The organism is Bacillus solitudinis, assembly GCF_002797395.1.
GTDB lineage: Bacteria > Bacillota > Bacilli > Bacillales > Bacillaceae_D > Halalkalibacter_A > Halalkalibacter_A solitudinis.
The window spans coordinates 1,374,164-1,389,555 of sequence record NZ_KZ454943.1 but is presented as its reverse complement, the minus strand read 5'-3'; the positions used below and the strand labels follow the sequence as shown (position 1 = coordinate 1,389,555).

The window sequence follows — 15,392 nt, the reverse complement described above, 5'->3', positions numbered from 1 at the left end:
ATCAAATAAAGGTTCCATCATCAACATTTATTTTTAGAGTTAACTTTATTATTCATAATCCTCTATTTTCCACTCAGCTTTCCAATCTAAATAAACCATTTCTCCATCAAATCTTAACGGAAGCCATACGTAATCTGATAATGAGGTATTAACCTTCCATTCTTTGATAAAGTCATCTGAAAAACTATGTTCTTCATCTGGATCAAACATTGCTTTAAAAATATCTGCAGTTTTTTGGTACTGTTCTCCAGATTGGTAATCATCCCCTGCAATCTGTGGTAGATGTGGAATCCATCTATCAGCTAATGCAATATATAAATCCTTTTTAAAAGGGTGTTTAAAAACAGATGATATTTGTGAATTAAAAGAAGTATGTGAGGAATCACCAATATGTGGATTCCCTAAAACATTAAAAGGACCATGATATGTTCTAGCGCATGCTACTTCTGTTGGGTTTGGATGGTAATGTGTCGTACCTGATGTCAACAAGTAATGTAAGCCCTTTCTACTAAAGTATGCAGGAGCTTCACGCACAAAGGGAGGTGCAATATTTGGAAAATGAGTTGAGTAATAGCCTGTTACATCGGTATAATCATCCGTTAAATCTGCACAAATTAACTCACTGTGAACTCTCTCGAAGTAATAATAGGCTTTTCCATCCTCAGCTGCAACTAAGTCAAAATCACCGGCACTCATATCTAAAGGTCTGAATCCTTCCTTTAAAATTTCGTAAGGACCTAATATGTGGTCAGATATGAGTATTGTTGCATCTTGTGTGTGATCTTTTCTCATAATCTTCAGCCAGCAAACAAACTTTTGAGTCTTTTCGTTAAATATAATATGTGGTCTGTCCATATTCTGGGTTGGGTGTAGTGAAGAAGATACATCTTCTTCATTAGGAGGGATTATGATACCTTTATCTTCCCAATTATATAAATCTTTTGAGGAATAGCATCTAACTCCCCAATGCCAGATGTTATTTTCAGGTTTTGTCTTTTCTTTATTCTCACCGTACCAATAAAAAGTATCTCCTACCGTAATAATAGATCCAGCATGCGCTTGAATGCGCTTTCCATCGGTATCTAGCCAATCTTGACCAGGCCTTATTGAATTATACTTCATTCTATACTCTCTCCTTTATAAACCTAATCATTTTATAATTACCTTAAACTTACATAATCCTTTTTATTTAGATAGCTAAACTGATGTAATTAAAAGATATGATATTACAAAGCATATCAATCTTTTAGTTAAATAATTTTAGCAAAAATAGTGTACTATCTTTTGAAAGTACCTAACTGTTTTGTAGCTAGTCAGAATACATCCGTCATGGTACACTTTTTTTAGGTTTTAGCACATGAAAGGAGTGTTATGGTGGGCGGGAAGATTAGAACCAAACTTTTTTTCATCTTTTTGTTTATTTCTATTATTCCAATTTCTGTAGTTACAATAATTTCCTATAATGTTTATACAAATTTAGTTGGAAAACAAGTTTCACTTGTTGCTACTAATACTATTGACAATAGTTATGAACATATTAATAAAGTATTTCAAAATATTAATGAGATTACTCTCACATTCCAAAGTTATACAACTCGTCCGGGCAATTTTACCGTTGCACATGAGGTGAAGCAGTTAATTAATAATCCTAATCCTGATCAATATGATTTTTTTTCTGCACGTTCTAATATGCTTTTCTTCTTTTATAACCTGGTGCTCGGAAATGAATATATAAAAGGAATCTACTTTTTTCTTCCTGATGGAAAATCAATTAGTTATGGAATTGGTACTGATTTAGTTAACGATTACAATCCTTTTAAAGAAGAATGGTACATTCAAACTCTAAATAAACATGGTGATTTATACATAAGCGACTCTTCCATAAAAGATTTCACTCTTGACAAAGAGCGATCTATTTTCTTCTCAAGAGCACTCTATGACGTGGATAATAGGCAGTACCTTGGAGTATTAATGATTGACTGTGACTTAGCAATTTTTGAAGACATGGATAAAGAGATTTTTCCGAGTATTACTAATTTGTATCTTGTTAATGAAGAAAATAATGTTTTGTACTCTAATCATAAAGAAAAAATTGGTCAACAATCACCTCAACATCTTAATGCTATTGCGGAGGATACATTGGCAGAAGGAGTTTATGAAGTTAGTAATAATGGTAATTTATTAGCTATTAGACATTTTTTATATAATGATTGGCGAATTGTTGCCTCTGTAGAGTTGTCAAAGTTATATGAACAGTATGGGATTAAAAAACAACTTTTAGTGTATATTGCGCTAACCTGCATATTAATATTTTCATTACTCTCAGTGGTCTTATCAAACTTAATTACTAATCCAATTGTCTATTTAAGTAAGGTTATGCATAAAAATAAACATTTGAATCTGTTGAGGATGGAAAAGAATATAAACAGAAATGATGAAATAGGAGTTTTGTATAATGAATACAACAGAATGGTGAACCGGATTGAAGAATACATAAAAGAAAGGTATCAAAATAAACTCATTACTTTAGACTCTCAAATGAGGTCACTAGAAGCACAAATTAATTCTCACTTCTTATATAATACTTTAGAATCCATTCATAGCATTGCTGAGATTGAAGAAGTTGAAAGTATTGCTACAATGACAAAAGCACTTGGCGATATGTTTCGATATAGTATCAAGACTGAGAGTGAATTAGTTCTAATAGAAGAAGAGCTCAAACACGTAAAAAATTATTTATATATTCAAAACATTCGATTTTCAGATAAAATAGATTTTAAGTATTATATTCAAGACGGTTTATTAAAAAAGAGAATATTAAAGTTAATATTACAGCCATTAATAGAAAATGCATTGTATCATGGGTTGGAAGGGAAAAACTACCATGGTAAAGTGACTTTAAATATATATGAAGCTGAAAGCCAAATTATCTTTGAAATAATAGATGACGGAGTAGGGATATCTACAAAAGAATTAGATAATTTAAGAATATTACTAAATCAACAACCATCATTCAATGACCTTGGACGAAGAGCAAAACGTAGCATCGGATTAAAAAACGTACATTCTCGCATTAATTTATATTATGGTTCAGATTATGGATTAAGCATAGAAAGTACTGAGACGAAAGGGACGAAAATTGTAATAAATATTCCGATACTAAAATGAGGTGTAGTATATGTATAATTTTATTATTATCGATGATGAAGCGCTAATTCGCCTTGGAATACGAAAGAAAATTGAATCTCTTGGTTTGGAACAGTTGGAATTTGTGGGTGAGGCTGATAATGGTAAAACTGGTCTGGAATTAGTACGAAGAGTTAATCCAGACATAATCATTTTAGATATGAGAATGCCACTAATGGATGGGAAGTCTCTTTTGCAGATAATACAACAAGACTATTCAGACAAAAAAGTTATTGTTATAAGCGGTTATTCTGATTTTGAATATATGCAAGAAGCTATTTCTGCAAAAGTAGTTGGGTATTTGCTTAAACCTTTTAATCGTGAAGAAATAAAGGAATCATTAATCAAAGCAGTTACAACCCTAAATAGTGAGAAGGCGATGAAAAGGAATCGAGAACAACAGGTAAACGAACTACAAGAGTTAAGTTTTAATGCTGACCTTCAAACTTTATATTCTTTAATTCATGGGAAATTTTCTAAAAAAGGTGAAATAGTACCTCGATCACAGAAAATGAATAGTATTATGAAAGACAAGTTACTTTTACTTATGAGCTTTACTTTGCCTAGGACTAATAAGAATTTATTAACAACAATACTTGATGAAGATAATGTAAAGGGGATTCTTATAACCCCCCAACATCATCATAATATGGAAGGATGTTACTTGTTATCCTTTTCAAAAGAAATGGAAGCGCTTAAATGGTCTAATTCCTTTGTAAAAAGACTAGAAGACCAATATGATGGAAGTTTAAAGGTAGGCATTAGTAGTGTTAAAACGTCTGTGTGGGAGCTAAATGAGGCATATAGGGAAAGCGTTTGTGCGATTAATAGTACACTAATAAATAGAAAAAAAGCTTGTGTTAAGATATTTAAAAAAGAGGAAAGACAAGATAGAAAGCCATTGATTTTGGACCACATCGATGAGTTGCTGTTCTTCTTCGAATCGGGAAATATAGATAGGGTTATAGACTATGTTGATAAAATCTTTGAATACTTTAATAGTAAATCCGACATTACTCTTGGGCAGATTAAAATATCCTTGCGAATCATTTTGCAAGAAATAAACTTGCAAGTAAACCGTAATTTTCAAATTGGTGAAAATGAGCTTCTCCATAATTTTGAATTATCACTAGAAACTATGTTTGATATTAATGCTATGAAAGAAATTTTTCGAGAGATACTCGTAAAGAACACTGAAATGATGAAGGAGAAAAATGTTTATTCGAATAATCAGGTTGTTGAAAATATAAGGGATTATATAGATAACAATTTTGATAAGGTGTTAACACTTGAAAAAATCTCTTCACTTTTCTTCTTGAATCCGAGCTATTGTAGTTATGTGTTCAAAGAAAATACTGGTGTAAACTTTTCAGATTATGTCAATCAAGTACGAATTCAAAAAGCAAAGGATAGACTAGAAGTTTCTGAAGAAAAAATATATAAGATTGCTAAACGACACGGTTTTGATAATGTGAAATATTTTTTTCGTGTTTTTAAGAAGATAACCGGATACACTCCAGAAGAATACAGGAAAACTTACAAAAAGAGTATTAATTATTAAACAAAAACCTCCATCTGTTAAGCAGGTGGTTTTTTTCTTCCCGATGGGTTTATTTAGTAATAAGTGTTGAGTTGCAAGAGTCGCCTAATATTAAGTACCCAATATGGCATGATCGAATGACTAAAGATAGTGCACACTATGATCTGAACAAAGTGTACTACCTATAGATATAAAATAAAAATGTAAAGTTTCACAAAAAAAAGGGGGAGTATTAATGAAGATGAAAGTGCTTACAATTGCTATGGTTTCTGTAATCCTTTTGCTACTAGTTGCATGTAATGGAGAAAATACCAAAGAAAGTAGTACATCCAATGAAGGTAAAGAGGAAAATGTCACTATTACTATGACTTTATCTGGAAACAAGGCTACAGAAGGTGAAGACTTTGAGTTAGATGTTCTTCCAAGAATGGTAAATGAAAAATTTCCAAATATAACATTAGAGGTACAAAAATTACCAGATACTCAATTTGAAACTTCAGTTAAAACGAAACTCTCTGCAGGCCAAGGACCTGATATTTTTACTATTTGGCCTTTAATAGGTCCCATGGGTGCTAGATCCATTGGAGAGGCTGGGTACTTAGCAGATTTATCCGATCTGCCTTTCTTAGAAAATATTAACCCTGGTGCGATTGATGATATGTCACTTGACGGAAAGGCTTATGCTATTCCAAGAGGAATTGATATGTTAGGTACTTATTATAATGAATCTTTATTTGAAGAAGCTGGAATTGAAGAAATCCCTCAAGATTGGAATTCTTTCTTAGAAGCATGTAAGAAATTAAAGGATGCTGGCATTACTCCAATCGTAATGGGTGATAAAGACTCTTGGTGGATTCAATTTGGTATTTACCAACTAGTTGCAAATACTGTGTATTCTGATGATCCGGAATTTGACTTAAAGTTACGATCTGGAGAGGAAAAATTCACTAATCCTAATTGGGTAGAAGCTATATCAAAGTACAAAGAACTTTACGATAAAGGTTACATTGTAGAAAATTCTCTTGGTCTTGGTGGGCCACAAGCAATTCAGATGTTCGTTGATGGAAAAGCAGCAATGGTGTTTGACGGAACTTGGGAGTATGCACCTATTAAAGCACAAGGTGCAGTTGATTTTGAACGTGGTTTCTTTCCTCTACCAGGTAACGATGAAGGGGAACCAGTTTGGCAAGCAGTAGCTACTGCAGCTGGTTGGGGTGTAAATGCTAATTCTAAACATCAAGAAGAAATTAAACAAATTTTGAACTACTGGTTTGATCAAGATTCAGATTTGTTCAAAAAGTGGATTGAAATGGAGTCATCTATAAGTGCTTTTAATGGAGTAGAGTTAGAGAATGAAATTTTTAAATATTCCTATGATTTGTATCAGTCAAACGGAAACTCCACCTATTTCGCGAATCAAATGTGGCCTGGTGGTGTTGCAGATACATTACAGTCAACATTTGCAGAAATAATCGCAGGGCGTAATAAAACTCCTGAAGATGTTGCAGAAGCAATGCAAAATAAATTTGATGAATTATGGAAGCAGTAATTTTTTTTAAGTCTCTTACTATTCAAGGAGGACCTTATATAGGTCCTCTTCACAGCTTAAGAAAGGAAGTTAATTATGAAATCAAAGCTTCAAAACAAATTCATGTTTTTATTTGTAGTACCTGCTTTAATAATTTACTTAGTCTTGTGGATATTTCCAATATTCAAACTTATTCAATATAGTTTCACTAATTACGATGGTTTTCTGAAAGATTATGATTATGTAGGATTCCAAAATTATGTGCAAGTATTCAAAGATGGAATCTTTGTTAGCAGTCTATCTAACACCGTCATTTACACAATCGTTTATGTGGTATTCAGCATCCTGATTTCTTTAGGATTAGCTTTAATGTTAAATATGAAAATCCGTGGTCTTGGGATATACAGAACAGTAGCTTATATACCTGCATTGTTCAGTCCAATTGTAATTGGTTTTATATGGGGCTATGTTTATATGCCTGATAGCGGTATGATTGCGACTATTGCAAATTGGCTCGGATTTAATGGAGCAAACCTAAATTTATTAGGAAGCTATGACACTGCATTATATTCAATTTCAGTAGTTGAAATATGGAAAAGTATTGGAGTCAGTACAATAATCTTCTTAGCAGGGCTGCAAACGATACCGGTTGAGTTGGAAGAAGCCGGAAGAATGGATGGAGCAAACTCAGGGCAAATTACTCGGTTTATTAGAATTCCGATGTTAGCGACAGCTATGACGATTAATATTGCAATGAATATTATAAATGGGTTAAAAGCATTTGATTATCCGTTTATTATGACAAATGGAGGTCCAGGAAGAGCAACTAGCACATTAGTATATGATATCTATAAAATTGGATTTACAGAACAGCAGTTTGGCAAAGCATCTGCACTAGCTATTGTATCCTTTATATTTATAATGGTGATTACTGTATTCTTTGTTGTAAGGATGAATAAGCGGGAGGTTTCAGCGTGAAAAATAAATCAATAAAAATCATAATCCATGTTGCAATAACTTTAATATTAGCTATAAACCTTCTTCCATTAGTAATTGCTCTCTCTAGTTCATTTCGTAAAGTAAATAATATGACAAATCCACTTAAGCTATTTGATGAGTTCTCTTTAGAGAGCTATATGATTGCTTTTGAAAAAATGAATTTTTTACAAGCTTTCTGGAACAGCATTATTTTAACAACTATCCCTGTTATTGTTGTTGTGATTTTTTCAGCTATGGCAGCCTATCCCCTAGCAAGAATTAATAATAAATTAAGTAAATTTCTATTTTTCTTTTTTATTTGTGGGTTAGTGGTACCTTCACAAATGGTTATTATACCAATTGTGCAAACAATGAGTTCATTAAATTTACCTAGTCCTCATTTACCGCCAATCTTAATGTTTATCACAAATAGTATCCCCTTCGCCTTGTTTTTATTTACTGGGTTCATCAGGAGTAGTGTGCCTATTGAATTAGAGGAATCTGCAATTATAGACGGAGCTGGAGTATTCCGTCGATTTTGGTCAATAGTGTTCCCTTTGCTAATTCCTGTAACTGTGGCTGTGGTAATTACTCAAGGGGTTTGGATATGGAATGATTACTTCTACAATATGATTTTTATATCATCAAGTGAGTATACACCTTTACCTTTAGCCATGCTTGGTTTTATGGGTGATCAGACAAATCCCACTGCATGGAATGTGTTATTCGCGGCATGTTTCTTAGCCTCACTTCCATTGTTAATAATCTTTGCCTTCTTGCAAAAGTTTTTCATAAGTGGACTTACTGTTGGATCTGTAAAAGGGTGATTACTTTATAAGATACTTGCATAATCTTTTGTAATCTATTTGCCTATTCGAAAGGTTTCAAAGCATTAGTCAAAACCTTTATTTTGTTGTAAGTTAAAGGAGGGGCATATGAGCTTCCAAATTAGTGAATGGCATAATTATCAACGGAAAAGTGAATTTGAGAAAAAGGCTGATAATCAAAGTCCTAAACTTTATCAGAAAATAGAGTACCCAGAAAATATAATCCAAACCGAAAAAGGTGAAACAATTATTCACTCTTGGAAAACTGTATTTGTTTCGTCAGCAGATAAACTCAGTGAAACTGAATATGGCAAAGGCGATTCCTTTATTCTTGATTTCGGGGAGCATCTGGTTGGATATCTTTCTTTTGATGTTAAACCAGTTGGAAGTCCACCAGATGCTCCATTAAAAATCCGCTTAACCTTTGGCGAGATGCCTGTAGAAGTCTCGGAGTCGTTTGCAGAATACGATGGATGGATTAGCAGCTCATGGTTACAGGAAGAAACACTGCATATTGATATACTACCAGAAAATATCGTATTACCTAGACGTTATAGCTTTCGGTATTTAAAAGTAGATGTACTTGATACATCACCTAAATATAGGGTTGTATTTGAAAATGTAAGCTGTAATTCAGTTACTTCTGCTGATACTGATAGATTAGTCTCGTTTAAACATCACGACGTAGAATTAGAAAAAATAGATAAAGTAAGTATTAAAACCTTACAGGATTGTATGCAAGAGGTATTTGAAGATGGACCAAAACGGGATCGCAGGTTGTGGCTAGGAGACCTAAGACTTCAAGCTCTCACAAACTATGTAACTTTCCGGCACTTTGACTTAGTTAAAGGTAACTTATATTTGTTTGCAGCGGTTCCTAATATGGATGGGATGGTTTCTGCCAATTTATTTATTAAGCCGAAGTTGATTCCAGATGATACTTTTTTATTTGATTATTCCTTATTTTTTACAACTACTTTATATGATTATTATAAAGTAACCAAGGATTTAGAAACACTAAACGATTTATGGGAAACCGCATATAAGCAAATAGAGCTAGCGATAAACCGTGTGCAAGTGAACGGTATAGTCCAGGATGATACTAACTGGTGGTCTTTTATTGACTGGCATTCACAATTAAACAAACAAACCCCATCACAAGCTATATTAATTTATGCTATTAATCGTGCCTTAGAATTAGCTAAAGTTCTTGGAAGAGTTAATGAAGTAAATGAAATGGAAGAAACAGTTAATCGTTTGATATATGCATCTAAGAATCTATTATGGAGTGCAGATGAGGGCTACTTTATAAGTGGGGATGAACGACAAGTATCATGGGCAAGTCAAGTGTGGATGGTCCTAGCTGAAGTTGTAGATAGAGAAGAGGGTAAAAGGTTGCTCCGAAAGTTAATTGAAGAAGAACCTAAAATTGGAATGAATACGCCTTATATGCATCACCATTTTGTAGAGGCTCTATTGTTAGTTGGTGCAAAAGATGAGGCGATTTGGTGGTTAAAGAACTATTGGGGAGGGATGATTTCCGATGGTGCAGACACTTTTTGGGAACTGTATAACCCAGAAGATAAATCATTTTCACCTTATGGTAACCATTTGATTAATAGTTACTGCCATGCTTGGAGTTGTACACCTTCGTATTTAATTAGGACTTATTTGAAATAGACATATATTTCTCGAGAGTGGTGTTGAGAGTATAGTGCTGAAAGTAAGCAGGAACCTAATTTGGTTTCTGCTTATTATTTTTATGTACGGTTGTAGAATGAAATTTCAGTTTAATATGATATACCATGGTAATTTTAAAAAAACTATAGAAAGTGTACCGAGAGTCATAATAATTGTGAACTTTCTACTAGTATATAATTTAATTGGCAACGTTGAAAGCGTTTCCAAAAAGAAGATAAAGGAGGAGTATTATGCAAAGACGTGATATCACTAAGTTAGGCAAATCGTGTATGGCCATGTTGTTAGGTTTTACGGTTATTAGCAGTAGTATAGGCTCAACAACAACAGTAATAGCAAAAGAAGAAGAAAAGAGAATTACGTTTAAAGAACAAGTGGGAGGAGTTTTTGATGGAATGCCATTATTTGATGGCATTCCAGAGCATTTGGATGAGTTTGTAGACACTTATTTTGATTACACAGGAATAGAAGGCCCAGCAGTCTATGTCTCAGGGAAAAGGGATCATTATACTTTGACACGCGGGAATAATGCGGGAAAAGTTATACCAGGTGCATTGTCGGCAGCTGATAATGTACAAGGAGTTTCTACAGACTTTCCTGCTTTAGTTGGTATGGGACAAACTTGGAATAAAGATCTTCTTTCTGAAATTGGGAAGGTTATGGGTAGTGAAAAAATTAGTACTCTCAAAGTAAAACAAGGGGAATCTAATATTCAGAGTGGACCTGATCCATCCTTATCGGTTGCATTTACTGCAGTAAGTGATTTGCGAACTAATCCGCTTAGTGGAAGATTTGATGAAGGTTTTTCCGAAGATCCTTACTTGACTTCTGTAATGGTAGATGAGTTGGCAACAGGGCTTAGCGGAATAGACCAACAAAAAAGTGATGACGGGTTCTGGGTCCGTGCAGTTGTAGGAACGAAACACTATTCTGTATACAATGCACAATGGTTCCGCCAAACGGTAAATAATAGTGCTGGAGCGCGTTCTATGTTTGAATATCATACCCGTAGTCCACTAAAAGCACTTAGTTCTGGCTCAGTGTCTGGTGTTATGACTTCATTCGGTCGGACTAATGGAATCCCGAACATTATTTCTTCGCATCAAATTCATGCAAACAACAATTCCAAATACGGTCTATACAGTACAACAGACTTCTTCAGTGACCGACACATTTATGGAGAAAATAAGCAAGGGAATGGTTATGATACAAAGTATGCTGTCGACAGCTCTCACGCTTCTGCGTTGTTCACCTTAGCAAACTCAAGTGATGGGTTGGCAAATGTCCAATTGTTAGTAGAAGCCGTAGAGGCGGGACTATACGGTGTCACGGAAGAAGATTTAATAGAGACTGCAAGATCTCATGTAAATCAATTAGTTCGATTAGGTATTTTTAATGAAGTAGATGAAAATGGAATTCCAAAATACTATCCATTTGCTGATGATGCAAAAGATGTTTCAGATATAGTCTCTGACTATAATGATGCTGACCATCAAGACATTGCATTCAGAGCAGCTAAAGAAAGTATTGTACTTTTAAAGAATGATGGAGCATTGCCATTAGATAAAGATGAAAGTGCTGCAGTTTCGGGAATATATGCCGATGCTAGATTTAAAACAACGTATTCTGCACGGACTACACCTGATATTGATAATGCCGGAAATTCACCATTGCTGGCGATCATGAAAGAAATTGGCAATGATAAAGTATCTTACGAGACTGGTGCGCAAATCATAGGTTTTACATCTAAACTAAATGGTGGAACCGTCTCTGCAGATCCGAACGCTACGGAAGAGGGTGCGAACCTCATAACTACAGATGCTACTCTAAATCCCGAAAATGATGCTCATCTATTCGAACTATATGATTGGGGTCAAGAGGGAGTTAGTTTAAAGTCTATGGTAAATGGGCGTTGGGTAACTTCACCAGGTCAAAATAGAGATGGAAGTGTAGATCCTGTTGGTAATACAGATAACACACTTCTCAATCTGACCAACAATGATTGGCAACTAGAGACAATGGATGGCAACACTAGCACGATTCCACCAAGATTACGTATTGAACAGAATAATGATGAAGGTAATACTGTTTCTATCATCTCGAATGGATACCAAACAGGCTTTGGTGGGAATTTTGCTAATTGGTATTACGAAAATGGACGTTTTTTCACAACTATGGATGACGAAACTTTAGGTACTACTGGACCATTAGGCGATGCAGAAAATGCTTCTAACCGTGGAGACGATGTGAAGTTCACTACACACGTTGTTCAGGATGTTGGAGAAGAAGCAGCGAATCGCGCTAAAGAAGATGACTATGCAATCGTCTTTGTTGGTGCAATTCCCCGTCATAGTGCTGGAGAAGGAAATGATCGCTCAAGCCTTGAGATGGGTAAAGCCGATTATCAATTAGTTGATAAAGTATCTGCAGCTTTTGCCGCAGAGGGCAAAAAAACAGTTGTAGTAGTTAAATCAAGCTTCCCAGTAGGTATGGAAGAAATTCAAAACAACAAAAATGTTTCCGCAATTGTGTACCAACCATATGCCGGTCAATATGAATCTTATGCATTGGCAGAAGTATTGTATGGTGATAATGCACCAACAGGTAGACTAAGTTCTACATGGTATGCGGATATTTCTGCTTTACCTTCGATAAGTGAGTATTCAATCCCAGAAGGAGATACACAAACGTTGGCTGATCTCGATCCTCGTTTTACAGTGGATATGACCAATGCTGATCCAATTGAATCAGAGTTGACTTATATGTACACTGATGCACCAGTAACGTATGAGTTTGGGTATGGTCTATCTTATAGTGACTTTGAATATAGCGGCTTCACTGTACCGCAAAATGTAAACAGTAATAAACCGTTTGATGTGTCAGTCAAAGTGAAAAACGTGGGCGATGTGGATACTTCAGAAGTAGTGCAGCTGTATATTAAGAACAATGATGCAGCCTACGGGGAATATGCTCCACAAAAGCAACTTGTTGCATTTGAAAAGATGCAAATCGCAGCAGGTGAAACGAAAACGGTTACACTAACCGTTAATCCTGAAGACTTTGCCGTATGGGACGTAAACCTTGGTGACTTCATTGTAGAGAAGGGTAACTATTCATTAATGATAGGTTCATCATCTGAAAACATTGAAGAAAACAAAACAGTAAAAGTTAATGGTAAATCTATTAAGACTTTACAAGCCAGAACATTCAACGTGTTTGATCATAGTTTTGCTTCTAAAGATGTGGTTTATCATGAAGTTTCTAAAGATAGAACGGCTGAAAATCTGAAAGAGAAAAATGTTGTAGGTGGCTACCATGCCGTTAAATCTAAGCAAGAAGGCTCGTGGGTAGCAATACCAAAAGTAAATCTCTCTAAAGCACAGAAGGTTGTAGCAAGTGTGGCATCAAATGTAACTAGTGGTCAAATCACTTTACATGTTGACTCGCCAGAGAGTGAACCTTTTGCAGTAATTGATGTGCCTATTACTGCCCCAATCTCTTATACTGCCAAAAACACAGAAGCTGAAGTCAATGAGCTCGGATATGTGGATATAACAGCAGAAATTACTAAAAAGATGAAGGGTGTCCACGATGTATACGTTGTTTTTAATGAAGGTGATTTAAGAATTGACAGTTTATCTTGGCAAAAATGACAAAAACGTTCAGGCTTATCAGAAAATCAATAATTTGTTAGGTTAATAAATGAAATCATAATATCCCAGTGTTACATTCGCTGGGATATTTTGTGATTAAAAGAAAGTATTTTAATGAAGGTTAACTAAAGTGATCACCGATAAATAAAATTATCCTTTTGGGCACAAAACAGAGAAATTGAATCGGCTACACTGAACTAGACAGAAAAATTAAGGTCAAGTAGACTACAGATAATATAATTGAGGAGAATCTACGATGACTAAAAAAGAACGCCGAACATTTACTAAAGAGTTTAAAGAACAAATTGTGCAGCTATACAACAGTGGTAAACCAAGAAAAGAGATTATTCGTGAATATGACCTCACTCCTTCGTCTCTTGATAAATGGGTGGGTCAGAGTCAGACATCTGGTTCTTTCAAGGAAAAGGACAATTTAACTTCTGAACAAAAGGAATTAGCGGAACTAAGAAAGAGAAATAAGCAATTGGAAATGGAGAATGACATTTTAAAGCAAGCCGCGCTGATACTAGGACGAAAGTAAATGTGATTAAGAATAATCAACACAAATACTCGATATCAGCAATGTGCAAAGTCCTTCAAATCCCGAGAAGTACCTATTATTATGAAGCAAAAGAACGACAGGCTGAAGATGATATCACTTCTGATATTATTGAGATTTTCCACGAAAGTTACCAAAACTATGGGACTCGTAAAATTAAAAAGGAATTAGTAAAGCGTAGTAAGGTTGTTTCTAGACGTCGGATTGGACGAATCATGAAAGAGCAGGGCTTGGTGTCCTCTTATACGCTTGCGCAATTTAAGTCATATTCTAGCGGAACTAACGAATCAGAACAAAAAAATGAACTTGATCGACAATTTAAACAAGATGAAGCGTTATCTGTCGTGGTGAGTGATTTAACATATGTCAGAGTCGATAAAAAATGGCAGTACATATGTGTATTTGTTGATCTCTTTAACCGTGAAATTATTGGATATAGTACTGGGCGTCATAAAAATGCTTTACTTGTTTATCGTGCTTTAGCGTCAATGAAAACAGATTTGCGCAAGATCGGACTCTTTCATACAGATCGAGGAAGTGAGTTCAAAAACAAACTTATCGATGATGCATTAGCCACGTTTAATATCCAACGTTCGCTTAGTATGAAAGGATGTCCTTATGATAATGCAGTAGCAGAAGCCACATTTAAAATCATAAAGACGGAGTTCATTAAAGGACGCCATTTTGATAGTCTGAAAGAGTTAGAATCTGAATTACACAATTATATCAATTGGTTTAATTACAAACGAATCCACGGAACACTAGGTTATTTGAGTCCCATTGAATACAAACTTGGACACCTTAAAAAAGTTGTCTAGTTAAGTGTTGACTATCCAAATTTCCAAATAATGAAGGACTAGATCAGTTTTTAACCGAAATAAATAAACATGTGAATTATAAATTATCTATCGTGATTAATAATAAATGTTAAGATGAACCAATGGTACATAGAATCTTTACGCATGGTATCTTGTTCTAATTAGAGTGTCCGTTTAAGGAAGAGAGCTTTGTTATACATCTCTAGAAAAATATAAAAAGAATCTTCTTTCTCAAGTTTTAAAATTCTCCTTAATTCAATTGGGATTCTTATTGCTCCTTTTTCACTAATAATCATTTTATTATTTAATGTTTCTCCGTGTAATTTTTGGATCATTAATTCATCTGCTTGGCCGGTTAGCCCAACTGCTACTTCATCTCCACACCCGAGTGTCAATGACTTCCTGATTGATTTAGGAATTGTGACGTAATAACCGCTTTTTATCGTGCACTTCAACCCAGTATCTATTATTTGTAAACGTGGATTTTGAGAGGTAAACACTTCTGACATTGTAATCACCCCAATCCTTAAAAAGATTATCTTAATAATAGATTGAAATTATCAAGAAACTGTGAAGATCCTCATCTTCTTTATAGGGTTTATTAC

At 34.6% G+C, this 15,392-nt stretch carries 10 protein-coding genes and 1 pseudogene; 9 read left to right on the top strand and 2 right to left on the bottom strand.

Translation table 11 applies throughout. From position 1 onward, the window contains the following. Positions 1–48: 48 nt before the first annotated feature. Positions 49–1,122 carry a family 43 glycosylhydrolase gene (locus CEF19_RS06775; RefSeq protein WP_100405389.1) on the bottom strand — a complete coding sequence of 358 codons (1,074 nt, stop codon included), beginning with the start codon at positions 1,120–1,122 and terminating at the stop codon, positions 49–51. Between the two features lie 249 nt (positions 1,123–1,371). Between CEF19_RS06775 and CEF19_RS06770 the strand changes: the two genes are divergently transcribed. From CEF19_RS06770 to CEF19_RS24200, 9 genes and pseudogenes are all read left to right on the top strand, one after another. Next, positions 1,372–3,168: a sensor histidine kinase gene (locus CEF19_RS06770; protein ID WP_100405388.1), complete on the top strand. Its 1,797-nt coding sequence runs from the start codon at positions 1,372–1,374 to the stop codon at positions 3,166–3,168. Between the two features lie 10 nt (positions 3,169–3,178). Then, on the top strand, positions 3,179–4,747 hold the full coding sequence (locus tag CEF19_RS06765) for a response regulator transcription factor (RefSeq protein ID WP_100405387.1): 1,569 nt from the start codon (positions 3,179–3,181) through the stop codon (positions 4,745–4,747). Positions 4,748–4,961: 214 nt separating this feature from the next. Then, a complete protein-coding gene (locus CEF19_RS06760; protein WP_100405386.1) occupies positions 4,962–6,275 on the top strand; it encodes an ABC transporter substrate-binding protein in 1,314 nt (437 codons plus the stop codon). Positions 6,276–6,350: 75 nt separating this feature from the next. Continuing rightward, positions 6,351–7,232 (top strand): carbohydrate ABC transporter permease, encoded by an 882-nt coding sequence (locus tag CEF19_RS06755; protein ID WP_100405385.1) that lies wholly within the window; start codon positions 6,351–6,353, stop codon positions 7,230–7,232. Continuing rightward, on the top strand, positions 7,229–8,059 hold the full coding sequence (locus tag CEF19_RS06750; RefSeq protein ID WP_100405384.1) for a carbohydrate ABC transporter permease: 831 nt from the start codon (positions 7,229–7,231) through the stop codon (positions 8,057–8,059). The genes CEF19_RS06755 and CEF19_RS06750 overlap by 4 nt, the downstream gene beginning before the upstream one ends. A gap of 108 nt (positions 8,060–8,167) precedes the next feature. Further along, positions 8,168–9,739: an alpha-L-rhamnosidase-related protein gene (locus tag CEF19_RS06745; protein WP_100405383.1), complete on the top strand. Its 1,572-nt coding sequence runs from the start codon at positions 8,168–8,170 to the stop codon at positions 9,737–9,739. A 251-nt stretch (positions 9,740–9,990) separates the two neighbouring features. Beyond that, on the top strand, positions 9,991–13,410 hold the full coding sequence (locus CEF19_RS06735; protein WP_100405381.1) for a glycoside hydrolase family 3 protein: 3,420 nt from the start codon (positions 9,991–9,993) through the stop codon (positions 13,408–13,410). A gap of 256 nt (positions 13,411–13,666) precedes the next feature. Next, positions 13,667–14,787 (top strand): IS3 family transposase gene (locus CEF19_RS06730; RefSeq protein WP_100404241.1). Its coding sequence is split into 2 segments (ribosomal slippage): positions 13,667–13,916 and positions 13,916–14,787, totalling 1,122 coding nucleotides; the frame shifts between segments, so codons are not numbered across the junction. Between the two features lie 17 nt (positions 14,788–14,804). Then, positions 14,805–14,900, top strand: a pseudogene (locus tag CEF19_RS24200) (Lrp/AsnC family transcriptional regulator); the annotation flags it as partial. A 48-nt stretch (positions 14,901–14,948) separates the two neighbouring features. Here the strand turns inward: CEF19_RS24200 and CEF19_RS06725 are convergent. Beyond that, positions 14,949–15,296 carry an AbrB/MazE/SpoVT family DNA-binding domain-containing protein gene (locus CEF19_RS06725; RefSeq protein ID WP_100405380.1) on the bottom strand — a complete coding sequence of 116 codons (348 nt, stop codon included), beginning with the start codon at positions 15,294–15,296 and terminating at the stop codon, positions 14,949–14,951. Positions 15,297–15,392: the final 96 nt, after the last annotated feature.